The 22,662-nt window shown below is 36.7% G+C and carries 19 protein-coding genes and 1 other RNA gene; 9 read left to right on the top strand and 11 right to left on the bottom strand.

Features of this window, described 5'->3' with window-relative positions:
• Positions 1-805 precede the first annotated feature (805 nt).
• The 6 genes from DWA31_RS03815 to smpB form a co-directional block, all read right to left on the bottom strand.
• Positions 806-3,568, bottom strand: a complete 2,763-nt coding sequence (locus DWA31_RS03815) for a hypothetical protein (protein ID WP_114325342.1) — start codon at positions 3,566-3,568, stop codon at positions 806-808.
• A gap of 191 nt (positions 3,569-3,759) precedes the next feature.
• Positions 3,760-3,963: a helix-turn-helix transcriptional regulator gene (locus tag DWA31_RS03810; protein ID WP_114325341.1), complete on the bottom strand. Its 204-nt coding sequence runs from the start codon at positions 3,961-3,963 to the stop codon at positions 3,760-3,762.
• Positions 3,964-4,103: 140 nt separating this feature from the next.
• Positions 4,104-4,766, bottom strand: a complete 663-nt coding sequence (locus tag DWA31_RS03805; protein ID WP_114325340.1) for a hypothetical protein — start codon at positions 4,764-4,766, stop codon at positions 4,104-4,106.
• 97 nt (positions 4,767-4,863) lie between these two features.
• Complete coding sequence (locus DWA31_RS03800) at positions 4,864-6,162, bottom strand: tyrosine-type recombinase/integrase (protein ID WP_114325339.1); 1,299 nt, start codon at positions 6,160-6,162, stop codon at positions 4,864-4,866.
• Positions 6,163-6,369: 207 nt separating this feature from the next.
• Positions 6,370-6,719: a transfer-messenger RNA gene (gene ssrA, locus DWA31_RS03795) on the bottom strand.
• Positions 6,720-6,826: 107 nt separating this feature from the next.
• Complete coding sequence (gene smpB / locus DWA31_RS03790) at positions 6,827-7,315, bottom strand: SsrA-binding protein SmpB (protein ID WP_114325338.1); 489 nt, start codon at positions 7,313-7,315, stop codon at positions 6,827-6,829.
• A gap of 211 nt (positions 7,316-7,526) precedes the next feature.
• On the opposite strand from smpB, the gene DWA31_RS03785 reads away from it, so the two are divergent.
• Entirely contained in the window at positions 7,527-7,967 is a 441-nt protein-coding gene (locus tag DWA31_RS03785) for a type II toxin-antitoxin system RatA family toxin (RefSeq protein ID WP_114325337.1), read from the top strand.
• A complete protein-coding gene (locus DWA31_RS03780; RefSeq protein WP_114325336.1) occupies positions 7,951-8,331 on the top strand; it encodes an RnfH family protein in 381 nt (126 codons plus the stop codon). Before DWA31_RS03785 ends, DWA31_RS03780 begins: the two co-directional genes overlap by 17 nt.
• 116 nt (positions 8,332-8,447) lie before the next feature.
• Here DWA31_RS03780 and DWA31_RS03775 read toward each other — a convergent pair whose 3' ends face one another.
• The 3 genes from DWA31_RS03775 to nadK all read right to left on the bottom strand — a co-directional run bounded on the left by DWA31_RS03775 (position 8,448) and on the right by nadK (position 11,869).
• The gene (locus DWA31_RS03775) at positions 8,448-8,828 is read right to left on the bottom strand and encodes an outer membrane protein assembly factor BamE (RefSeq protein WP_114325335.1); all 381 of its coding nucleotides are present in this window, start codon (positions 8,826-8,828) and stop codon (positions 8,448-8,450) included.
• Positions 8,829-8,968: 140 nt separating this feature from the next.
• Positions 8,969-10,669 (bottom strand): DNA repair protein RecN, encoded by a 1,701-nt coding sequence (gene recN / locus DWA31_RS03770; RefSeq protein WP_114325334.1) that lies wholly within the window; start codon positions 10,667-10,669, stop codon positions 8,969-8,971.
• A gap of 318 nt (positions 10,670-10,987) precedes the next feature.
• Positions 10,988-11,869 carry an NAD(+) kinase gene (gene nadK, locus DWA31_RS03765; protein WP_114325333.1) on the bottom strand — a complete coding sequence of 294 codons (882 nt, stop codon included), beginning with the start codon at positions 11,867-11,869 and terminating at the stop codon, positions 10,988-10,990.
• A 180-nt stretch (positions 11,870-12,049) separates the two neighbouring features.
• Between nadK and grpE the strand changes: the two genes are divergently transcribed.
• The 3 genes from grpE to dnaJ all read left to right on the top strand — a co-directional run bounded on the left by grpE (position 12,050) and on the right by dnaJ (position 16,379).
• Complete coding sequence (gene grpE, locus DWA31_RS03760) at positions 12,050-12,685, top strand: nucleotide exchange factor GrpE (RefSeq protein ID WP_114325332.1); 636 nt, start codon at positions 12,050-12,052, stop codon at positions 12,683-12,685.
• 346 nt (positions 12,686-13,031) lie between these two features.
• Positions 13,032-14,954, top strand: a complete 1,923-nt coding sequence (gene dnaK, locus DWA31_RS03755; protein ID WP_114325331.1) for a molecular chaperone DnaK — start codon at positions 13,032-13,034, stop codon at positions 14,952-14,954.
• Positions 14,955-15,239: 285 nt separating this feature from the next.
• Positions 15,240-16,379: a molecular chaperone DnaJ gene (dnaJ, locus tag DWA31_RS03750; protein ID WP_114325330.1), complete on the top strand. Its 1,140-nt coding sequence runs from the start codon at positions 15,240-15,242 to the stop codon at positions 16,377-16,379.
• Positions 16,380-16,732: 353 nt separating this feature from the next.
• Here the strand turns inward: dnaJ and DWA31_RS03745 are convergent, their stop codons facing one another.
• Positions 16,733-17,524, bottom strand: coding sequence for a choice-of-anchor H family protein (locus DWA31_RS03745; RefSeq protein ID WP_168427278.1), 792 nt, complete (start codon positions 17,522-17,524; stop codon positions 16,733-16,735).
• Between the two features lie 519 nt (positions 17,525-18,043).
• Here DWA31_RS03745 and DWA31_RS03740 point away from each other — a divergent pair.
• From DWA31_RS03740 to DWA31_RS03725, 4 genes are all read left to right on the top strand, one after another.
• The gene (locus DWA31_RS03740) at positions 18,044-18,355 is read left to right on the top strand and encodes a PepSY domain-containing protein (RefSeq protein WP_168427277.1); all 312 of its coding nucleotides are present in this window, start codon (positions 18,044-18,046) and stop codon (positions 18,353-18,355) included.
• Positions 18,356-18,359: 4 nt separating this feature from the next.
• A complete protein-coding gene (locus DWA31_RS03735) occupies positions 18,360-19,037 on the top strand; it encodes a response regulator transcription factor (RefSeq protein ID WP_114325327.1) in 678 nt (225 codons plus the stop codon).
• Complete coding sequence (locus DWA31_RS03730) at positions 19,037-20,410, top strand: ATP-binding protein (protein ID WP_114325326.1); 1,374 nt, start codon at positions 19,037-19,039, stop codon at positions 20,408-20,410. Before DWA31_RS03735 ends, DWA31_RS03730 begins: the two co-directional genes overlap by 1 nt.
• 123 nt (positions 20,411-20,533) lie before the next feature.
• Entirely contained in the window at positions 20,534-21,835 is a 1,302-nt protein-coding gene (locus DWA31_RS03725) for a DUF3300 domain-containing protein (RefSeq protein ID WP_245942470.1), read from the top strand.
• A 16-nt stretch (positions 21,836-21,851) separates the two neighbouring features.
• Here DWA31_RS03725 and DWA31_RS03720 read toward each other — a convergent pair whose 3' ends face one another.
• Positions 21,852-22,316 (bottom strand): Lrp/AsnC family transcriptional regulator, encoded by a 465-nt coding sequence (locus DWA31_RS03720; RefSeq protein ID WP_114325325.1) that lies wholly within the window; start codon positions 22,314-22,316, stop codon positions 21,852-21,854.
• Positions 22,317-22,662: the final 346 nt, after the last annotated feature.

Below are 22,662 nucleotides of genomic sequence, written 5' to 3'. Positions count from 1 at the left end.
AATCAACCAGAAAAAGGTTGGTGGGTAACGTTATATGCCTTTGTGGAGGCTTGAGCCGTATGCAGTGAAAGTTGCACGTACGGTTCTCAGGAGGACGACACCTGGTAACAGGTGTCGTCTATCCGACCCGTAGCGCCATAGAGTCATAAATTTTTATTCGCTAAAATCATATTAATCGAACGTCCGCTTTTGGTGTTTTTAATAAAATTAGAATTTTTGACTTTATAGATTTCTGATGAAACTTAGAACAATTCTCTTATCTAATGCAAGGATGATTTGTATCGGTTCAAATGTCGCTAGATAAGCCAAGGCTAAGGTCCGTTTTCGTATCTTTGCTGCCATTAGTGATGTGTGGTTTGTATTATAGATAATCTATGTAAAGTAAAATAAGTGATGCATAACTTTTATTACCTTAAGCTAATTGTTTATTACTTTTTGTAAACGTAAAAAGGTAATGTCTAAGTGGCTGTATTTTAAAGGTTATCACTTGAAGATATCAAATTATTACTTTATTACCTCTAATTTTGGTGTTTTTGAGTGTGTGCATGTACATCATGTCTCTTTCTTCTATATATACTGTTTATTTAATAATTCATTTAATAGAAAATATGAGGTTATAAAAGTAATAAACCCTGTACGCCGCATATACAAAGCGATTGAGCATAACTTTTTCTAAAATAAAAAAGGTAATATTACCTTTTAAAGGTAATAACCATAACTCACCATCAAAAACATAAAAAACCGCAACTAAGCGGTTTTGGTATTACGATATATTTTAAAAAATCAGCGACATCACTGTGATCAATTAATCAGGCGTGGTGTTTAAATTAATAGTGATACATTTAACGTTAACATTATTAATGAAGCGACCCTTTGTATCAAGACCATCAGCACTGAGCAACCTAACAACTTCTTTCTTTTTACGAGAAATTGCTTCTTTAGATGAGTCATCCATCTTGTTGTTCATATAATGACCAACAACCCGATTAGGTGTTTTAAGATAATAATTTTCATTACTATGCAATAAGCATTCATTGATGATTTGAATATCATTAGACCCTTTAGGCTGTTCAAAAACATTGTTTTTACAGTCATTTATCCAAGCTCTTATTTCATCAGCAAGATCAGGTAAAGAATTGCTAAATCTTTCACTGTGCTTATCAATAGCATACTTAGTATGGAATGCTTTTAGATTACTTCCGGCCTGTATACTTGCCTCATCTAAACCGAGTTCAACCATTTTTAACACTTCATTATTTAGGAAGTTAGCAGCATAGTTTTTAATACTATTATAATATTCAACACTGTTTGATCGATAGAGTAGGCGTTCAGATAGTTTGTTCTTACCAAGTATTAGACTAAATCTATTGGCGAATTGATCTTCAATGCCATACTCAGTCATTAAGCTATCAACTGATTCAGCACTCGCAAATAGCTTAGCAAAAATATCAACGGTTATAGATGGTTCGTACTTAACATTTAATGTTATTGAGTTCTGGAGTTGCTTAATCTCTCCTTTCACTGTCTTAAATTCATCAAAGAATATAGCAAAACACCGTTTAAACTCTTTCATTGATTTTCCAACAGGTTTAGCTTCAAAGATTGCTTCGACTTCTTTTGTACTCATTTCAACAATTAAACCTAAGTCTTTAAGAACGCCACCAAAGAAGAAACCCTTACCCCAATCTGATACAGCATTTAGCCAAAGATAAGCTAGCTTTCTATCTTGAGCAAAACGCGCAGCAACCAACATATTTAAAACATCGTCCAACTCAGGGAACTGCTCTTTATAATCCTCTACTATTTTAGTGTTAAAAGTACCTGTTATAAAAGGAGTGTGCGTGTAAGTTATTTCAGCAATATCTTCTTTTAACACCAAAGAGTTTTTATCAGCAAACATATCTACTTTCATGCCTATGTTGTTGCGTTGGCTGTTATAAATGATATGCCTTTCTATTAAGCTTTTTATCCCACTCAATAAAGAATTAGTTAACTTAGCAGCCTCTTCAGCAATACCAGCCTCTTTTTTCTTTGTGGTATTTGTTAAATGTGCCTCAAATATTTCATAAACTTCTTCGTACGAAAAAATGGGCGGAACTGCTTTAAATAAATAGTATTTACAATCTATTTTACTAAAACTAATTAGTTCGCCCCACTTATTAAGCGTATACATTTTACTGCTACCTGAATGCCAGAAAGACACCTCAATGGTTCTAGCGATAGCATAAGGCTTGTAATCAATATCTTCTAAAATAGCAGGTAGCTCTTTAAATGAAATACCCAACGAACGACACATCAAGCCCTTTATATCCTTAAGTAATCCATCTAGCCGTTCGTTGGTTTTAAACTCTTCACCTTTATCACTTACACTTAAACGATAAGTACAACCCCCATGAGCCTGAGAGTGGATAACAGGCTTTCCATCGTTATAGTAATACTTTGCGGTAGTTCGCCCATATTCGACACCCTCATATGGGTCAGGCATTGATTTATTATCATAGAATTCCCAATCTTCAATCAGATCAGCAACAAAGCCTTCATTGCCACTTGGTAAGGTCAAAGGAAAATCTAACTCTAAGTTTCCATTTACACTTTTTTTGATTACCCTAACAGCTTTCTCGTATGTAATTTCTTGCTTATTAGAGAGAACATTTGCTTTATTTTCAATGTACTCATCTCTCACAATATCAGCCTCGGCTTGTATTGCCGTTTTTCCTTTGCTTTTAAGCTTTAAAGCCTTTGAACGTTGCTCTGGTGTAATGTCAGGTAAGGTTAATAATTCGCTATTATCACGAATAAAGGGTTCTGACAATTCGCGTTCAATACCTTCTCCTAGAGTCGGTGGAGCCTCAAAGATCAAGCGTTCAGGACTAAAAACAGCAAGATCAATAATAGCACGAGGTAATAAACTTCCGGCTTTGCTAATATCCCACCAACCAAACCCATTAAGCCAACTTAACAATTCAATCTTCTCTTTGAGCTGTTCTAAACCACCATCATATAAAAAGAAAGCGTGTTGGCTTGTAGACTTCTGAGCTATGTCAGTGCCAGCTATTTTAATGCCGTTGCTTGAGCTTGACCGGATAAGACAACCAGCCTCATTAAAACTAGGGTCTAGTTTCGCTAAATTACAGATCAGCTCATTTGCATCTTTAATCGCTGGGAAAGTACAATTAAGACTATGATCATAATCAAAAAACACTAAGCCAGTGGAGGGCTGTGTCATGTGTTCTTTAGTTCGCGAACGGTAATCGTCTCGATTTTCTTCTGCAAGGGTTAAGTACTTTGTATTAGTAACAATCTTTGCATTCGCAACATCAAACACACCCGTTGCAATAGCTTGGTTGGGGTTTAGATCGTTGATTAAAGTATTTAGGCCAGGAAAACCGTCGTTTACTGTAAGAGCTTGCCCCTTACCCGTTGTCATTACCGCATTTGATGTTTTAACAATAGAACCATTAACCAGATTAAACTGTTTGTTTAAATCCTTAGTAGATGTAAAGCTAGTGATTACGAAAGGCGTATATGTAGTGCTACTTTTTAGGGGCGCTGTATTAGTGCTGTTCATCTTGAACCCCCAAAAATATCGAGTTCATATGGCTATGTAAATTTAAGGTAGATTCCCACCGCCCATTCGCTATAATGGTTATGTCTTGAGTATTCATATTTTTGACTCCTAACCCGTTTTGAAAGTTGGTAGCTGGCTTAACGGGTTTTTCATATGTGTTACGTTTGTAAGTAGTTTTAAATGCTTATCCATTATTTAGCTTTCCATTCACCAGCAACTAGCTGTTGAATTTCAGAGTTACGCCAGAACCAACGCCCTCCAATTTTTTGTGGTTTTGGTGCAATATTTTTTGCTGCCCATCTAAGCAGTGTAATGCGATGAACATTTGTTGCTTGTTCGGCTTCTTGTGCTTGGATTAAATAGTCTGCTAGGTTTTCTAAGTTACGAGTTTTCATGGTTATTACCTGTATCGTTTGATTTGTTGATTTTCAAATTAAACAGGTAGTTCAGCATCTTAGATACAATCTAATTTTGACTTTTGCATCTAAGATGGGTTTCATAGGGGCTGTAGCGAAGCAAAATAAGATGAATGATTTTAATTTTTATCCTTTTGAATATACTCAATAATTTTTTTAGCATTAATATTACCTAAACCTTTAGCGGTTCTTTGATTGTTCCCAAAGTAAACTCCCTTATTTTTCGCTAGATTCTCTAATTTACTAATTGCTGATTTTTCATCGTAACTGGAATTCTCTCTGTCGTATTCTGGCTTGTTACTAACTTCTATCATTAATTGAAGTATTTTAGGTAGAGTTTCAATTTTTATATAATCTTTGCCTTTATCATTATCAGTGGATTTGCTATCGACGGCTCTTTTCTTTAATTCTTCTTTAAACCAATCGGCTAAAGGGTACCCTGATAAATCGTATTTAGTAGATACCCAGCCAATTAAATCACCTATTGTGTATTTCCAATGCTCATCATCCCTTTTACTAGTTTTTGGGCATATACACTGAGATACAGGAAACCGTATTTCATCAGGGTCGTCCTTTATATCCTGATTTAACCTATCAAGTACTCGACCAAAGCAAGGCTTGTTCTCCTCAGTGCCATTTATAAATATATTACTGTATAAATATTTTTGCTTATTAGAACAAGCCTCTATAACTTCATCAAATTCAAAATTACCAGATATAACCAATACAAACTCTAATGTGGATACTCGCTGGCTTAGATACTCGTTTCTATTTGTTTTCATTTCTCAAGTTACCAATAAACTTACCAAATAATAAATAACTGAGTCAGGCGGCTTGGTTAACCGCTTTTCGGTAGCGAACCTAGACTCAATTAAACCGTTAAATTGTTTTACTTAACTGCAACTCTAAAACATTAGTATTGCTTAGTTGTTTACCCCACCATTGCATTAGAGTCTTTCTAAGTTCTAATAGCTCACCTCGGTTGTAAGCCTGTGTAACTGCATTGCCGACTACATGATCAAGACAGCGTTCAATTACATCATCTCTGAATAAAGCCTTGCCAGTGTCGTCTATAGCTTCATGTGCCAGTGTTGAAAAGCTCGAACGCCAGCCATGTGCACAATGGCTATCTAACTTGAGTCTAACTTTATAAACCTTAGTCAATGCCTCTACGGTTATGTGGCCGCTCTTAGAAGTACTTGGGAATAAGTAATCACTTTGTTGCCAGCGTAATGAATCACGCCATTGAGCTATTAATTCTGTGCTTTCGCTTGATAGAGGAACATTGAAGTAATCACCATATTTAGCCGCATCAGAAAGCTTTATACGTCCTTTAATGCGAGGTATACGCCATACTTGATTAGTAAGGTCGAATTCATCCCATTTTGCTTTAATGACTGTTTGTGAGCGTAAAACCGTTTGGGCTTGAAGTAATGAAGCAACACGAATAGTTGGTGTTATGTTTATTGTATTTATTCCAGCAATAATATTTTGCAGTATGGGTAAAGAGGTTACAGCGGGTAATTTTTTTGCAACGTATTTAGTTACTGCACCAACAGATTTTCTAGGTGTTGGGTTAACTTCAATCTTATTCGAGGTTACAGCATCTTCAAGGATCATATTGAGTAACGAGCGTACTTTCTTATATGTCGCGGGTTTATCTGATAAGTTTTCTAAAACATTACCTATATGCTGGCGTGAAATTCTATTGAGTGGTAATTCACCAATAGTAGGGGCAATGTGCAGTTTGAACTTAGCTGACATGTCTGTGTAGTGCTTTTCACTCCATTGGGTAGCAATAGATATTCTTTTTACCCACATAACAAAATAGTTATTCAAGGTTAAATATTGGCTTTCTGTGTTTTGAGCTTTAGCAATTTGTTTTTCTTTAGTGGGGTCGATACCTTGCTTTACTTGAGCTTTAGCCTTTTCTGCATTATCTAGAACCTGAGTTATTGCTTTATTTAGTGTTATATCTGTTCTTGCTGTTAGTTTATCTAGGGTTAGGGTGCGTTCTTTTATTTTACCCGCTTCTTTAATTCTGTACCGTAACTGAAATACTGCACTAGATTTACTAATGTTAAGCCTTATACCATCACCAACGCTCAGTTTAACGGGCTTACCAAGCTTTTTAGCTTGCTGCTTTGCTTCCCTTATTGCTTCGATAGTAATAGCCATATTAAGTCCTTAAATATTTTTACCCACACAAGAAAAACGTAATTTGTGGTTTTACCCACGCGTTTACCCGCAGTTGAGTTGGTCTATTATTGTACAGAGTTGTTTAGGTTTGTATAGGGTGTTTGCTGAAAAGTTACTGTGTACAGGTGGTTACGCTAAATTTTAGGTATAAAAAAAGACGCCATTGTGACGTCTTTTTTAGTTATGTGGTGGAGCGGGGGGGAATCGAACCCCCGTCCAAAAAGCCTACATCCTCGGTACTACATGCTTAGTCGCTCATTTATTTAACCAATTAGACGCCAAGCGACAGGCTTCGTCATGGTGAGCTTGATACTATTTCGCGGTTCAGCCTCAAGCGTGCTTCCCTCGCTAACCTATTTGGGGTGACCATCAATCCTCTAACCAATAGGTGAGATTTCAAGGTGATGGCTAGCCTAAGCGGCTAGTGCGAACGTATCGTCGTTAGCAATTATAGTTTTGCGGCTTTTTACCAGGCAAACCGCCCCTGGGCATGCACCTTGGGTTTCGTGAATCTTGTCGAATCCTAGATCCGCCCCAAAGTTTTTCTTTTCTTTTTCAATAGGCTCGATACGCCTATGCCCTCATTATACAACGATGAAGTTGAATAGACAACGTGGTAATTTTTAACCACATATCGAACAAATTAACGATCCAAGTTTTTATTCTTCATTAAACGTCCTTTATCAACAGCCCACTCTCTGTCTTTTATGTCGGAACGTTTATCGTGATCTTTCTTACCTTTACCCAGATAAAATTCTAGTTTCACCCAACATTGCTTCCAGTACATGGCGGTTGCAATCAAAGAGTAACCGTCACGTTCTACGGCGGCAATTATTTTTTCTAGTTCTCTACGGTTCAGTAATAATTTTCTATCACGATTTGGGTCACATACAACATGACTAGAGGCTGCATTAAGCGGCATTATTTCAGAACCTAATAAATAGGCTTCTCGGTCTTTAATATGTACGTAACAGTCAGAAATGTTTACTTTACCACTTCTAATGCTCTTTATTTCCCAACCTTGTAAGCTCATTCCACCTTCAAACTTATCGGTTAAGCTATAATTGTGCCTCGCTTTCTTATTTAAAGCGATAGTATTACTGTTGGAGCTTTTTGATTTCTTCTTAGCCATTTTTTTTCCACGTGTCTCTATACATAAGAGGTTTTGCTTTTTCTTTGTCATTCTTTATTGTAAAAATGACTCAGTAAACGGCAGTTATTATACGTAGAATGCTACGCATTTATATGAGAATTTTACTATTAGCAAATAAATTACTAGATTAATGCGCTTGGTGGCATGTTTTGGTATCATATTGTCAATTTATTGTTGAGGTAAAAACAGAATGCCATCCATAAGTCGTAGTGCACTGGTTATGTATAGTGCTGAGCAAATGTATCAATTAATTAATGATGTTCCTGCTTATCCTCAATTTTTACCTGACTGCAGTAATAGTAAAATAATTGCTCAAGACGAAAGCTCTGTAACAGCGGCATTACTGGTGTCTAAAGCAGGCTTGAAAAAATGGTTTACAACGAAGAACACCTTAGTTTCTAATCAGCAAGTAACTTTAGAGCTAGTTGATGGACCCTTTAATAAATTACAAGGGCATTGGTTACTAACACCACTATCAGAAGATGCGTGTAAAGTCAGTTTAGAGCTTGAATATGAATTTTCTAATAGAATGTTTGATCTTGCATTCGGTCGTGTTTTTAATCATATGACGAATAATATGGTGCAGGCATTTACTCAACGCGCTAAGCAAGTATATGGAGTTAATTGCTAAAATGGAGACCACAATAACAAACAAGGCTACCATTCAAGTTGAAGTTGTTTATGGCTTAGCGCATAAACAAAAGCTATTATCTATGCCAGTTAGTATAGGGGCAACGGTTGAACAAGTTATTATTGAGTCAGGGATATTAACGCTTTTTTCTGAAATAGATTTAAATGAAAATAAAGTCGGTATTTGGAATAAAGCGGTAAAGCTATCACAAGTTGTAGAAGATTTAGATAGAATTGAAATTTATCGTCCCTTAATTGCTGATCCCAAAGAAGTAAGAAAGCGTAGGGCTGAAAAGGCAAAGCTTGAAGGCCGAGCTGATAAAACAACGGGTGGTCGAGTTAATCCTTTAGCTAAAAAAGGTTAACTGTTTCTAAAGAATATTTTATACCCACAACCAGATAAAATTATAATAAAAAACGGCATTGATGCCGTTTTTATTGGCTAACTATTTTTAACGTTGCTGTTTATTGATTCTACTTTCTATTGATTGGCTTTATCATCGTCTGTAGAAGCAGGAGCATTAAATGGCGTGTTAAAGTTTTTTGATAGTTCAAAATCACCGTCAGCCGAAATCAACTCATCATCTTTAAATTTTATAGTGAAACTTTTTTGAACATCTAATTTATCGCTCTTACCTGATTTGAAACGATAAATATAGTTCCAAGTGTCATTATCAAAAGTATCAATTAAAACTGGGCTACCGAGAATAAATTTAACTTGTTCTTTAGTCATACCTATTTGTATTTTATCTATACTTTTTTGTTCAAGATAATTTCCTTGTGGGATATCAATACGGTAAACCCAGCTTGAACAAGCAGAAAGCGATAAAGCGATGGAAATAATAACGGTACGAAGCAACATGAAATTTTACTTTCCTTTAATACAAATAAATACAATTTAAAATTAACACTTAAAAATAATAGTACTTTAAGTGTGGCAGGGATAATAACTAAGCATGGCTATAGATACAAAACTATTTTTCATAATTTTGGTATTACTTATTAACTTGCCAATAATTCTTGGGCATTAGCTAAGCTATGTTCTGATATTTTATCACCTGCGAGTAAGCGTGCTATTTCTTGGATGCGATTTTGTTCACTTAGTTCCGTTACTTTTGTTTCAGTGTGCTCACCATCGGTTAATTTACTCACAAATAGCTGTTGATGTCCTTTGCAGGCAACCTGCGGCAGATGGGTAACACAAATTACTTGAGTACTTTGTGCTAATTGCTGTAATTTTTTTCCTACCATGGCAGCAGTTGGGCCACTTATACCCACATCAACTTCATCAAAGATGAGGGTAGGGGTAACAACCTTGTCAGCTAAAATAACTTGCATTGCTAAGCTTATTCGTGATAATTCGCCTCCAGAAGCAACTTTATTCATTGCTTCTAACGACTGTCCTGGATTTAAACTTACTTGAAAATCAATTCTGTCAAAGCCATTTGCTGATATATTAACTAATACATTGTCAGAATTGCTATCAACGTCATTATTTTTTTGTTCTATAACGATATTAAATTGTCCATGAGGCATATTTAGCTCTTGCATACTTAACGTAATTAATTCACTTAAGGCACTGGCTGCTTGAATCCTTGATGATGATAAAGTGAGTGCTGCATCGCGATAGTATTGCTGAGTTTTTGAAATCTCGTCTATTATTGAGTTTATTCTAGAATCATCACTTGAAATAGCGGTTAATTCTTGTTTTAGTTCTTGGTGAAAAGAAACTAGGTTTTCAGGAGGTAAACTGTGTTTTTTGGCAAGTTGCAAAGCAGTAGAGTAGCGCTCTTCAATTAGCGTATAGGCTTGGGGATCTAGCTCAAGCTCTTGATAGTAATGTGTAAGATCTGTACTGGCTTCTTCAAGTTGAATATGAGAATCATTAAGAATATTTGCTACGTTTATAAGCCTATTATCAAGCTTAGCTAATGCGTTGATATTTTCACTACATTGCCTGAGAGAATCGAGTACGTTAAATTGCTCATTTTCAGCTAATATTTGTAGTGATTGCAGTGTTGTATCAAGTATATCTTGGGCATTAGCATGGCGTTTATAATCACTTTCAAGTAGTTGAAATTCACTTTCTTGTAACGAAAATTCATCTAGTTCACTTACTTGGTATTGAAGGAGTTGTCGTTGTGCTTCACGCTGCTGCTTATTTTGTTGTAACAATGTTAGTTCTTTATTCAGTTTATGCCATTGTTGATAATAGTGTTTTACGCCATCAATAAGTGGTTTGTGATCGGCGTATTCGTCAACAAGTTTACACTGCTGACTTGATTTAACGATTAGTTGATGATCATGCTGCCCATGAATATTGATGAGTAATTGACCAATTTCTTTAAGTTGTACTAAAGGAACCTGACTACCATTAATATAAGATTTAGAGCGTCCCTCAGAGGAAATAACCCGTCGTAATATACATTCACTACTCGATTCTAGTAATAAATCATGTTGCGCTAACCATTGTTGCGCGCAAATGTTTTTTTGTGTTTCAAAGGTCGCGGCTAGCTCGGCTTTTTTACTGTTGGGCCGAACTACATTAGTTGTTGCGCGTTCACCTAAACATAGCCCTAATGCATCAATTGCTATTGATTTACCTGCACCTGTTTCGCCGGTGATGGTGGTCATACCCGATTGCCAATCAATATCAAGTGATCGCACAATGGCAAAGTTTTGAATGTTTAGTTGTAATAGCATAACGTGGCACCAGTAACTGTATAAATAACTACCTGTTAATTTATACAGTAAATTAGGTTTTTGCAAGATGTTTATGAGAAATAGTATAAAAAAGAGGCTCTGTTGTAGTTTATTGTTGTCGCCTTGGTTGAAATTAACCTCAGCCTTTATGTGTAGTGCTATAGGAGCAATTTATCCTCAAATACTAATTGTCTCTCTAGCCCTTTAATAATCTGACTTTCGTAGCCTAACAACAGTGTAATGGAACATAGCCAAAAAAGAGTATTGATTGTTTATTTGTTCATTCGTCACATTCAACGATTAACTCGTTCGTAGCGACTAGTAAAGCTTATTACCCCAACTAAGTTTATTACGTAATACGGTAAAATAGTTATGATCAAGGGGGTGCACCAAGCCAATTGTGGATTCACTTTTTCTGATGATGACTTCATCTCCGGGCATAACCGCTAATATTACATGACCATCACAGCTTATTTGTAAACGTTCCTGGTTTTCATTGGCTAGTATCAGTTTAATTTCACTATCACCATCAACAACAATTGGGCGGCTGGTTAACGAATGTGGAAACATGGGTACCAAAGATAACGCATTTAAATTGGGTGTTAAAATAGGACCACCAGCAGACATTGAATAAGCGGTTGAACCCGTAGGAGTAGCAATAATTAAGCCATCTGAACGCTGGCTAAACATAAAGCAGTTATCAATATAAACTTCAAACTCTATCATGCTAGCCACTTTACCGGCATGTAGTACCGCTTCATTAACAGCACTATTTGAGCTTTTTAGTTTACCGTGTCGGTAAACTTCAGCCTCTATAATAAAGCGTTTTTCTGAACCTGATTTTCCCGCTAAAATTTGCGTTAACGGCTCAATAATATCGTCAGGTGAAAGATCGGTTAAAAACCCTAAGTTACCACGGTTTACGCCAATAACCCCTATGTCATACCAAGCTAGAACTCTAGCTGCACCTAACATATAGCCATCGCCACCGATTACAATGGCTAGGTCTGCCTGTTCACCAATTTCAGTTAATGAACAAGTGGTCATATTTTTAATTGTCATTGAGCTGGCGACTGAGTTTTCGACCAACACCTGATATTCATTCTCAATTAAGTATTGGTGTAAGGTGGTAATTGTAGCGTTAGCGCCTTTGTGTTCGGGCTTACCGATAAGACCTATTGTTTTAAATTGTTGAGTCATAACAAATATTTCGTAGTTTTAATCTCTATAGAGCAAGTTTCCCCCTATTTGGATGGCTTGTAAAGTTGACTTTTGATAAAATATTTTTAATTTAGTTTTAAATTCAGCTTGAATCAAACAAGCTAGACCCCATAATTAGCAACAATGTTAAAGTTTACCTAGATTTAATCGGAGTTTTTCATGACAACAGAGTCAACGACCAATAACGCAAACCAAGAGATCTCAGCAGAGCAATTAGCGGATGAGATAGTACAACAAGCTGAAGAGCAAGTAGAAGAGCAACACGATCATGCACAAGAAGTGATTAGTGAAGAGCAAGAACGCATTAATGAATTAGAGTTAGCTCTTGCCACTGCACAATCTACGGTTAGTGATCAAAAAGACTCAGTAATTCGTGCTAAAGCTGAAGTGGATAATATTCGTCGCCGTGCTGCACAAGATGTAGAAAAAGCGCGAAAATTTGCGCTAGAAAAATTTGCTGGTGAAATGTTAACCACGGTTGATAACTTAGAGCGTGCTTTGCAAAGTATCGATAAAGAAGATGAAAGCAAAAAAGGTGTTATCGAGGGGATTGAATTAACCTTACAAGGTTTAATTGCTTCATTAGAAAAATTTGGAGTTAAAGCAGTCGATCCACAAGATCAACCATTTAACCCTGAGTTTCATCAAGCGATGTCAATGCAAGAAGTACCTGATGTAGCACCAAATACCGTGATAGCAGTGATGCAAAAAGGTTATGAATTAAATGGCCGATTGGTTCGTCCAGCGATGGTAATGGTATCTAAAGCGGCACCTTCCGTAGATACATCAGCATAAATTATATGTCAAAAGTAATGATTTATTTTCGTAAAATCTGTGATTTTTTCGTTAAATTTAGCCATACAGCTTAAAGTTGAGTACTTGGTTTTGTCTCGGTTTAAGCCCAGTTTAAGCTAAGTCAGCTAAAGCGAAAACTTAAACATAGAATCCGTTAATGAAAATTAGTGGATTTTTTTTGCTTTTAATACTTTGAATTTAGAATAAAAACACTTTTATTTACATTTTTCTATTGAAAAGTAATTTGCTGACCCCACTTACTATTTCAACAACAAATTAGATTTAACTCTTTACTTCTGTCGGAATAAACGGCGAAGTAATCAAACAATGAATAGGAGCTCCCACCATGGGCAAAATAATCGGTATTGACCTAGGAACAACTAACTCATGTGTAGCTGTTTTAGACGGCGACAGTGTACGTGTAATTGAAAATGCAGAAGGCGATAGAACAACGCCATCAATCATTGCCTATACTGAAGAAGGCGAAACTTTAGTAGGTCAACCTGCTAAACGTCAATCAGTAACAAACCCAACAAATACCTTATATGCTATCAAGCGTTTAATTGGTCGTCGTTTTGAAGATGAAGAAGTTCAACGTGACATAAAAATAATGCCATTTGGCATTGTTAAAGCTGACAATGGCGATGCTTGGGTAACTGCTCGCGATAAAAATGTAGCTCCACCGCAAGTGTCTGCTGAAGTATTAGCAAAAATGAAAAAAACTGCTGAAGATTACTTAGGTGAAACAGTTTCTGAAGCGGTAATTACGGTTCCTGCATATTTCAATGATTCACAACGTCAAGCAACTAAAGATGCTGGTCGTATTGCTGGCTTAGATGTTAAGCGTATTATCAACGAACCAACTGCTGCTGCTCTTGCTTACGGCATGGACAAGCAAGAAGGTGACAAAGTTGTTGCTGTTTACGATTTAGGTGGCGGTACATTCGATATTTCAATCATTGAAATTGATGAAATGGATGGCGAACACACATTTGAAGTATTAGCGACTAATGGTGATACTCACTTAGGTGGTGAAGATTTCGATAACCGTTTAATTAACTATCTTGTCGCTGAATTCAAAAAAGACCAAGGCATGGACTTAACGTCTGATCCTTTAGCAATGCAGCGTTTAAAAGAAGCAGCAGAAAAAGCTAAATGTGAGCTTTCTTCAGCACAGCAAACCGATGTTAACTTACCTTACATCACTGCTGATGGTTCTGGTCCTAAGCACATGAACATCAAAGTGACGCGTGCTAAATTAGAGTCGTTAGTTGAAGATATGGTTAAAGCAACATTAGAGCCGCTTAAAAAAGCGCTTAAAGATGCCGATTTATCCGTAAGTAAAATTGATGATGTTATCTTGGTTGGTGGTCAATCTCGTATGCCAATGGTACAAAAAGCGGTTACTGATTTCTTCGGTAAAGAGCCACGTAAAGACGTTAACCCTGATGAAGCAGTAGCTTCTGGTGCGGCGATTCAAGCGGGTGTTCTTTCTGGTGATGTAACTGACGTTCTTTTATTAGACGTTACGCCATTATCATTAGGTATTGAAACGATGGGTGGCGTAATGACGAAAGTTATCGATAAAAACACCACTATCCCAACGAAGCAATCACAAACATTCTCAACAGCTGACGATAACCAAGCGGCAGTAACGGTTCATGTTTGTCAAGGTGAGCGTAAGCAAGCTTCTGCTAATAAATCTTTAGGTCAATTCAACCTTGAAGGTATCCCTGCAGCACCACGTGGTCAACCGCAAATTGAAGTAACTTTCGATATTGATGCGGATGGTATATTGCACGTAACAGCAAAAGATAAAAATACGGGTAAAGAACAAAAAATCACCATTAAAGCGTCTTCAGGTTTATCTGATGAAGAAGTAGAACAAATGGTACGTGATGCTGAAGCAAATGCTGATGAAGATGCGAAATTTGAAGAGTTAGTTACTGCGCGTAACCAAGCTGATGGCATGATTCACGCTACTCGCAAGCAAGTTGAAGAAGCCGGCGATGATTTACCAGCGGAAGACAAAGAAAAAATTGAAACCGCATTAACTGAGCTTGAAGAAGCGGTTAAAGGTGATGATAAAGAAGTGATTGATGCAAAAACTCAAGCGTTAATGGAAGCATCAGCTAAGTTAATGGAAATTGCTCAAGCTAAACAAGAAGCTCAAAGCGCGCCTGAAGGTTCAGCTTCTGAAGATGGTGGCGCAGCGCCAGCAGATGACGTTGTAGACGCAGAGTTTGAAGAGGTTAAGGACGACAAGTAAGTCAGTTAAAAAGCTTGTTGCTAGTCAGCTCCATTACGACGTTGTCAGTACTCACTTGGTAAACCAAGCTCCGTGCTTCCGCCTTGTACTGAAACTAACTAGCTTAAAGCTTATTTAACTTTGCTTTATAACGTCTTTTTAAAGCGTCGATATTTCTCGGCGCTTTTTGTGTATAAGAAATCAGTAATTAATTTTTAAATTGGTGCTGATTTTCTTGATTTTTTTCGGACTACTTCTAAAAAATGAAGAAAATTAGTCTCAATCAACTTGAAGTAAAGAAGATTTATGTCAAAACGTGATTATTATGAAACGCTTGGTGTTTCAAAAAGTGCTGAAGATAAAGAAATTAAAAAAGCCTATAAAAAGTTAGCGATGAAGTTTCATCCTGATCGTACTCAAGGTGACAAGAAAAAAGAAGAAACCTTTAAAGAAATCCAAGAAGCGTATGAGATATTAAAAGACGATCAAAAACGCGCTGCTTATGATCAATACGGTCATGCTGCTTTTGAACAAGGTGGTCATGGCGGCGGTGGTGGTCATGGTCATGGCGATTTTGGTGATGCATTTGGTGATATTTTTGGTGATATTTTTGGTGGCGGTCGCGGTCGTGGTGGTCGTCAATCACGTGCGCAACGTGGCTCAGATTTACGCTATAACGTAGAATTAAACCTAGAAGATGCCGTTAAAGGTAAAAGCTTAGAAATTAAAGTGCCTACTTTTGTTAGCTGTGAGCCGTGTGATGGCTCAGGTGCTAAAAAAGGCACTAGCGCTAAAGCGTGTAGCACTTGTCATGGTCACGGCCAAGTGCAAATGCGTCAAGGGCTATTTGCTGTTCAGCAAACCTGTCCAACTTGTAGTGGTAAAGGCAAAGTTATTTCTAGCCCTTGTACTTCATGTCGTGGTCAAGGTCGTGTTGAAAAAACTAAGACTTTGTCAGTTAAAATTCCACCTGGTGTAGATACTGGTGACAGAATTCGCTTATCTGGTGAAGGTGAAGCGGGTGAACATGGTGCTCCAGCGGGTGATCTATATGTACAAGTCAATGTACGTGATCACGAAATTTTTGTTCGTGACGAAAACCACTTATATTGTGAAGTGCCTATTAGTTTTGTTACCGCAGCGTTGGGTGGTGAAATAGAAGTGCCGACATTAGGCGGTAAAGTTAAACTTAAAGTACCAAAAGAAACGCAAACGGGAAAAATGTTCCGCTTACGTGGTAAAGGCGTTAAATCAGTACGTAGTTCTATTACCGGTGATTTAATGTGTAAAGTGGTACTTGAAACGCCAATTAATTTATCTGGCGATCAAGCTGATTTATTACGTCAATTAGAAGAAAAAATGGGTAAAAGCAGTAAAAAGCATAGCCCGAAAGAAACCGGTTTCTTTGATGGCGTAAAAAAGTTTTTTGATGACTTAAAAAGTTAATCAATTAATTTTTAGTTAATAACCAAAACAAAAGCCACAAAAAGTAAGACTTCTTGTGGCTTTCCCTTATCTAAAGTTATACCAATTTGATTAAATTTCTTCCCAACTCAGAGCTATGCTCGATGTTCAATAACAAGGCAAATTTATTTAGATCTAGTCACTCTAAATCAAATTAATTTAACGATGTTAGTGGGCATCGAGCAAGTTCCCAAAGGGCGAGTTTAAAAAGCTTACATGCTGCGTTATTGATTTTGATAAGGGAATAACCATTCTCTTCAATCAATGCCTTGCCTCTAAGCTTTTTAATTCTCGCTGAGTGGGAAAGAACTTAATCAACTTGGTATTATTAAAAATTAGTATTTTCTATTTACGGTACGAACCGAATATATGAATAGAAAAAGTAATAGTATGACTATTGAAAAACTGCCACCGTGGCTTATTTCAATAACTTCTATATATTCTATATAGGGCTCATCATAATCGGCACTTTCTAGTGGTAAAGCGTATAAAGCATTACTGTCGTCAGCGCTATAACTTGCCACAATATCGCTATAACCTACTTGGTATAAATCAATTAATATATCGTAATGATCAGCAGAATAACCGGATAAAAAAGTAGTTATTACTTCATATTCATCTAAGTCTGAATCGCCTTCTATAAGAAAGTTGTCAGTGGTGTAGTAATGTGTCCAAGGTCCGCCATTTTTACTTATATACAATAAAGCATACACTTCACCCAATTGGCTCGGAGTATAACTATAAATGTCAGCATCAAAACTAACGCTAAAAGTTTGGTAAAAGCCATCTCCGTCATAATCATCTTGCAATAGTGTTGTTGCACCGTAAATAGCAAAGTCAGCATAGTTGTTGTAGCTGTTACTACGCGCGAATGATGTGGTTTTCGATATTTTATTTTCTAGTATTTCTGTTCTGGTTTTACCTGTTGCTTTACCAATGTGTTGGTCAACAATCGATGCCTCACTATTTTCTTTGGTAATGGCAAGCCTAATATCAGTAGTAAGGTTTTGTGATAATTCCCCAAATGAAATACTTGTTTGTTCTTCGGCAATTGTGTAGCTGCTAACAATTAAGTTTGCTAGTAGAAATATGCCTACAACGCTCTTGTTGATAAATTTTTTGAACATCACCTTACTCATAATATTGTCCTATTAATATTTGCTGCTATTGAAGCTATTGAAGCTATTAGAGCGTAATGAAGATGAATACAAGCTGAACATTTTAAGCATTCATAACTTTTTAGTGAGAATTTAGTGTGTATTAAATTACTGTTCAGCGAATGTTCAGTTGCGAAGGGGTATTATTTTAATAATACCAATTGAAATAATGAATCGACCAACTTAGATTTACGTAGCGAGCTTAGAACAAACAAAATGAGTTAAACATAGTTATTCTATATTTCATTCATTTTGTGATGTTATCAGTTTGCTACGAAACTCCCGAAGGGCGAGTACCTAATAAAAGGTAAAGGCTTACAAGCGGCGTTATTGATTTTGACAAGGGCAATAACCATTCACTTCAATCAATGCCTTGCCTTCGTCGGTCCTGAGCTTGTCGAAGGAAGCCTTTTAATTCTCGCTAAGTGGTACATTCATTAATTCAATTGGTATAAGCTATAGCTATTAATGTCAGCACTCGGAAAAATAATGAAATCTGTTTTATCTTTAATTATTATTTTGGTCACTACTTTTATGATTACCTTTTCTGTGCCCGCGGTTGCTCAAGGAAACTTCGCTGCAACAATAAACACAATGAAAACTAATCAGCAAACTAGTAAGCAGCAGGTACGGGTTAAAAGTACTAAACAAGCGGCTCAACTGGCTCAAAGACGTTTTGGTGGTAAAGTACTCAAGGTGCAATCACAAAAATCAGGTTATAGAGTTAAGCTGATTAAAAAAGATGGTCATATTATTTCTGTTTTTGTTGATGCCAAGTCTGGCCGAATAAGTGGGCGATAAGATTATGCGTTTATTGCTTATAGAAGATGACATTGCTCTACAACAAAACTTAAACAAACATTTATTAGCGGCAAATTATTTGGTTGATGTTGCTAGCGATGGTGAAACAGGATTATTTCAGGGGTTAGAATACCCTTATGATGCTGCGGTAATTGATATTGGTTTACCCGTTATTGATGGTATTAGTGTTATTAAATCTTTACGAGAAAAAAATAAAATCTTTCCTATTTTGGTACTAACTGCACGTAACAGCTGGCAAGATAAAGTCGCTGGCTTAGATGCCGGTGCCGATGATTACCTGACTAAACCATTTCACGCAGAAGAATTACTTGCCCGCTTAAATGCACTTATTCGTCGCTCAGCAGGGCAGGCGAGCCCACTAATAAAAAATGGCCCGTTATCTATTAATACTAAAAGCCTGCTTGTTGAAGTGAATAACCAAGTAGTGAAATTAAGTAGTTCGGAATATAAATTACTTGAATACATGATGTTGCACCTTGATGAAGTTACATCGAAAGCGCTATTAACTGAACATATTTATGATCAAGACTTTGATTTAGACTCTAACGTCATTGAAGTATTTATTCGTCGTTTACGCAAGAAACTCGATCCTAACAACGACTATGGTTTTATCGAAACGCTTCGTGGGCACGGTTATAAATTAAAGCGCGTAAGTCAATAATGGAAACAAAAGCGATTACGCCTCCCTTTTGGAAAATAAATTCATTAAAAATTCGGGTGCTATTAAGTACTTTAGTGATGACTATTGTCATGTTGCCTGTTATTGGTTTTACGTTAACTCAGGCTTTTGAACGTCAGTTAAGTATTGCAATGAAAAATGAACTTACCGCCTATAGTTACTCCATTCTAACCGTTGCAGAAGTTGATGAACGTCAGTTATTGATGCCTGAATACCTGTTGGAAAATCAATTTAATATCAGTCAATCTGGCTTATATGCCTTGATTTATTCGCTACCTAAGCAAAACTTTCGAGCAGAAAAATTATGGCAATCACAATCATTATTAACTCTGCCAATACAGGCGTTATCTGCTGAATTTATCCCGTCACCAAAAGTCGGAGAAAGTGCCTTCTCTTCTATTATGCTTGAAGGAAGAAAACATTTACTTTATAGCTTTAGTGTAAGTTTTTCTGATAATGCACAGCCATTTCCTATCACCTTACATTTAATTAAAGATCAAAAAGAATTATTGCTTGCGCTAAATGATTTTAAACAACAACTATGGAGCTGGCTTATTGCCTTAATGTTAGTGTTTATAGTGATTCAAGTGGCTTGGTTGCTGTGGACATTGAAGCCGTTAAAAGTGTTAGCCCATGAGCTGGCGAATATAGAGCAAGGTAAGAAGAATGCATTAAACGCACATTACCCACTCGAATTACAGCAAGTTACCTCACAGCTAAATACGTTGTTATTAACTGAACAGAATCAACGTAAACGTTATCGCAATGCCTTATCTGATTTAGCGCATAGTTTAAAAAATCCATTGGCTATTATGCAAAGCGAAGCAAACTTATCAAAAGATGCCCGTCAGCAAATTAGTTTGATTAATAATATCATCGAACATCAATTAAAAAGAGCACAAAGTGCTGGTGAGTCTTCATGGCATTTAGGGGTCTCGGTGAAACCAGTATTAGACAAACTTATCGCTAGCTTGATGAAAATTTATCAAGAGAAGCAATTACGCTTTACTGTTAATATTGATAAAAGCGCTTTATTTAAGGGCGATGAAGCTGATTTGATGGAAATGCTAGGTAATGTTGTAGACAACGCTTGTAAGGCTGCAAAATTTGCAGTTACGGTTACTGTAAAGGGCAACGATAAACAATTGACCATAACCGTTGAAGATGATGGTGTTGGCATTGAAGCATCGAAACAACAAGCTATTCTAGCGCGAGGAACAAGAGCTGACACTTATCATGCAGGCCACGGCATTGGCCTAGCCATTGTGCGAGATTTGGTTAGTAGTTATCAAGGGCAATTAGCTATTAGCACTTCCACATTACTAGGTGGCGCTGCTTTTATTCTCACATTCTAATTCTTACCTTCTAATTCTCACTAAAACTCTGCACGTGAATGATAACAGCTATGATTGTTCAGCTTGCGTTCAGTTTACTATTGATATTCTTATAACGAGTAATTGGTTATAAGGATCATCATAATGAAAAACATCATATTTTATCTAAGCCTAGTTGTCAGTATGTTGGTAAGTTTTACCACAATAGCTGAGCAAGAAGAGCAAACATTTAGCGATGCAGAGCTGGCTCAAATGCTGGCGCCTATTGCTTTGTACCCCGACAGTTTATTAACACATATTTTAATTGCTTCAACTTACCCCATTGAAATTATCGAAGCCCACCGTTGGTTGAAAAAAAATGACAATCTAAGTACTGGGCAAAAGAAGGAGTTAATAGACAATTTTAATTGGGACGCCAGTGTCAAAGCGTTAATTCCATTTGAGCGTGTTTTGAGCCGATTAAGTGAAGATTTAAGTTGGACACAAGTGCTTGGTGATGCTTTTTTGCAAGATGAATCACGATTGTTGCTAAGTATTCAAACGTTAAGAAAACAGGCTAAGTTAGCAGGCAGCCTTAAAAAAATGAACAATATGGATATTGACTATCAAGATAATAATATTAGTATTTTGTCGCGAGAAAAAGAGGTTGTGTATGTGCCTTACTATGACTCTCGTATGGTCTATGGTTCATGGTATTGGTCAGCCTATCCACCGGTTTATTGGCGTCCGTATCGCAATGTATATGTAAGTCATTACCGTCCTTTTTATTGGCATACCGGCGTTCATATTACTTTTAATTATTTTTTTAGCGCTGTTCATTGGCACAATCGTCATGTGGTGGTCGTTAACCCCAATCGTGGTCATTATCGTTATTATCATCAGCGCCCGCGTCGTTTAGTTGCTAATGGTGGTTACGCAAAACGTTGGTCGCATAAACCTTCTCATCGAAAAGGCGTTGCTTATCGAACTAAACGAACCAGTGAAAAATATTACAGTAAGCGTGTAGGTGCTCACCGTGTTAACAAGCAATTAAAAAGCAGTCATCATAAAATTAAACAAAGGTTACACGCTGCCAATAAGTCACAGTACAAAGCAAAATATAACCCTAAGAATAAAGTTAATCATAAGGCTAGTCATAAGGCTAGTCATAAGGCTAGTCATAAGGCTAGTCATAAGGTAAAGCACAATAAAGTGAAGTCTCGTCAAGTTTCTAAACATTCAGCGTTGCACCAGAAACCGCGAAGTACAAGTTCTCATCAACATAAGCAGAGTCGCCAAATAAGTCAGCAAAAAAGAAAACAAAAGCCAAAACCAAATAAGCGTGTTGCATCATCGGTAAGAAAAGAGCAGCACCGAGCAACTAAAGCTTCAAGCCATAAAGCCTCAAACCGTAAAGGAGCATCAACAAAAAGAAATCATTCGAGAATAGCGAAAAATCGAAATTAAATAACGAGGGTTATTCTTATTGAAAATCAGGCAATACACCACTGCGGCTATGTTCAAATACTAATGAAGTTTCCACCGTGGTAACTTCATCACGCGATGTGATTTTTTTAAAAACAAACTGACGTAAATGTTCGCTGTCTTGTACTGACATGTGAATATAATAATCGTAACTGCCACCCATATGATAAAGGTTTAATATCTCTGGGTATCTTAATAAGTCATCGCGAAATTTATTTACAATTTCTTCAGAATAAGGCTGTAAACGAATGGCGGCAATGGCTTCAATATTTCCACCGATGATCTTTAAGTTAACATCAATAAAAGCGCCTTTAATTACCCCATTTTGTTTAAGGCGTTTAACTCGCTCTAAACAAGTTGATGGGGCAATACCTATTTTAGCGGCTAATTCTTTATTAGTGATATCAGCATCATTATACAAGAGAGTTAAAATACGAAGGTCTATATTGTCGAGTTTTTTCATCAGGTACCTGTAATACCAATTCTATTAAATTTATTCCCAGCTCAGAGCTACTATTAGTGAGCTTAGAACAAGTGAAATTGATTAAACATAGTTATTCTATATTTTACCAATTTTGCGATGTTATCAGTTTGCTAATAAGCTCCCGGAGGGCGAGTTTAAAAGGCTTATATGCTGCGTTATTTATTTTGATAAGGGAATAACCATTATCTTTAATTAAAGCCTTGCCTCTTAGCCTTTTAATTCTCGCTGAGCAGGAAATAACTTAATAGACTTGGTATAAGCCTATTAACGCATCATTAGGCTAAATACTACACTTAACACGGGTGCTGACACTAGTATAACTAGT

The organism is Candidatus Colwellia aromaticivorans (assembly GCF_003333305.1).
Lineage (GTDB): Bacteria > Pseudomonadota > Gammaproteobacteria > Enterobacterales > Alteromonadaceae > Colwellia > Colwellia aromaticivorans.
The sequence above is the reverse complement of the archived record's forward strand: the minus strand, read 5'-3'. Positions and strand labels throughout refer to the sequence as shown.

Excerpts from the sequence above, each read along its gene's own strand:
- DWA31_RS03815 (WP_114325342.1), bottom strand. The coding sequence starts at position 3,568 with ATGAACAGCACTAATACAGCGCCCCTAAAAAGTAGCACTACATATACG.
- DWA31_RS03810 (WP_114325341.1), bottom strand. The coding sequence starts at position 3,963 with ATGAAAACTCGTAACTTAGAAAACCTAGCAGACTATTTAATCCAAGCA.
- DWA31_RS03805 (WP_114325340.1), bottom strand. The coding sequence starts at position 4,766 with ATGAAAACAAATAGAAACGAGTATCTAAGCCAGCGAGTATCCACATTA.
- DWA31_RS03800 (WP_114325339.1), bottom strand. The coding sequence starts at position 6,162 with ATGGCTATTACTATCGAAGCAATAAGGGAAGCAAAGCAGCAAGCTAAA.
- smpB (WP_114325338.1), bottom strand. The coding sequence starts at position 7,315 with ATGGCTAAGAAGAAATCAAAAAGCTCCAACAGTAATACTATCGCTTTA.
- DWA31_RS03785 (WP_114325337.1), top strand. The coding sequence starts at position 7,527 with ATGCCATCCATAAGTCGTAGTGCACTGGTTATGTATAGTGCTGAGCAA.
- DWA31_RS03780 (WP_114325336.1), top strand. The coding sequence starts at position 7,951 with ATGGAGTTAATTGCTAAAATGGAGACCACAATAACAAACAAGGCTACC.
- DWA31_RS03775 (WP_114325335.1), bottom strand. The coding sequence starts at position 8,828 with ATGTTGCTTCGTACCGTTATTATTTCCATCGCTTTATCGCTTTCTGCT.
- recN (WP_114325334.1), bottom strand. The coding sequence starts at position 10,669 with ATGCTATTACAACTAAACATTCAAAACTTTGCCATTGTGCGATCACTT.
- nadK (WP_114325333.1), bottom strand. The coding sequence starts at position 11,869 with ATGACTCAACAATTTAAAACAATAGGTCTTATCGGTAAGCCCGAACAC.
- grpE (WP_114325332.1), top strand. The coding sequence starts at position 12,050 with ATGACAACAGAGTCAACGACCAATAACGCAAACCAAGAGATCTCAGCA.
- dnaK (WP_114325331.1), top strand. The coding sequence starts at position 13,032 with ATGGGCAAAATAATCGGTATTGACCTAGGAACAACTAACTCATGTGTA.
- dnaJ (WP_114325330.1), top strand. The coding sequence starts at position 15,240 with ATGTCAAAACGTGATTATTATGAAACGCTTGGTGTTTCAAAAAGTGCT.
- DWA31_RS03745 (WP_168427278.1), bottom strand. The coding sequence starts at position 17,524 with ATGTTCAAAAAATTTATCAACAAGAGCGTTGTAGGCATATTTCTACTA.
- DWA31_RS03740 (WP_168427277.1), top strand. The coding sequence starts at position 18,044 with ATGAAATCTGTTTTATCTTTAATTATTATTTTGGTCACTACTTTTATG.
- DWA31_RS03735 (WP_114325327.1), top strand. The coding sequence starts at position 18,360 with ATGCGTTTATTGCTTATAGAAGATGACATTGCTCTACAACAAAACTTA.
- DWA31_RS03730 (WP_114325326.1), top strand. The coding sequence starts at position 19,037 with ATGGAAACAAAAGCGATTACGCCTCCCTTTTGGAAAATAAATTCATTA.
- DWA31_RS03725 (WP_245942470.1), top strand. The coding sequence starts at position 20,534 with ATGAAAAACATCATATTTTATCTAAGCCTAGTTGTCAGTATGTTGGTA.
- DWA31_RS03720 (WP_114325325.1), bottom strand. The coding sequence starts at position 22,316 with ATGAAAAAACTCGACAATATAGACCTTCGTATTTTAACTCTCTTGTAT.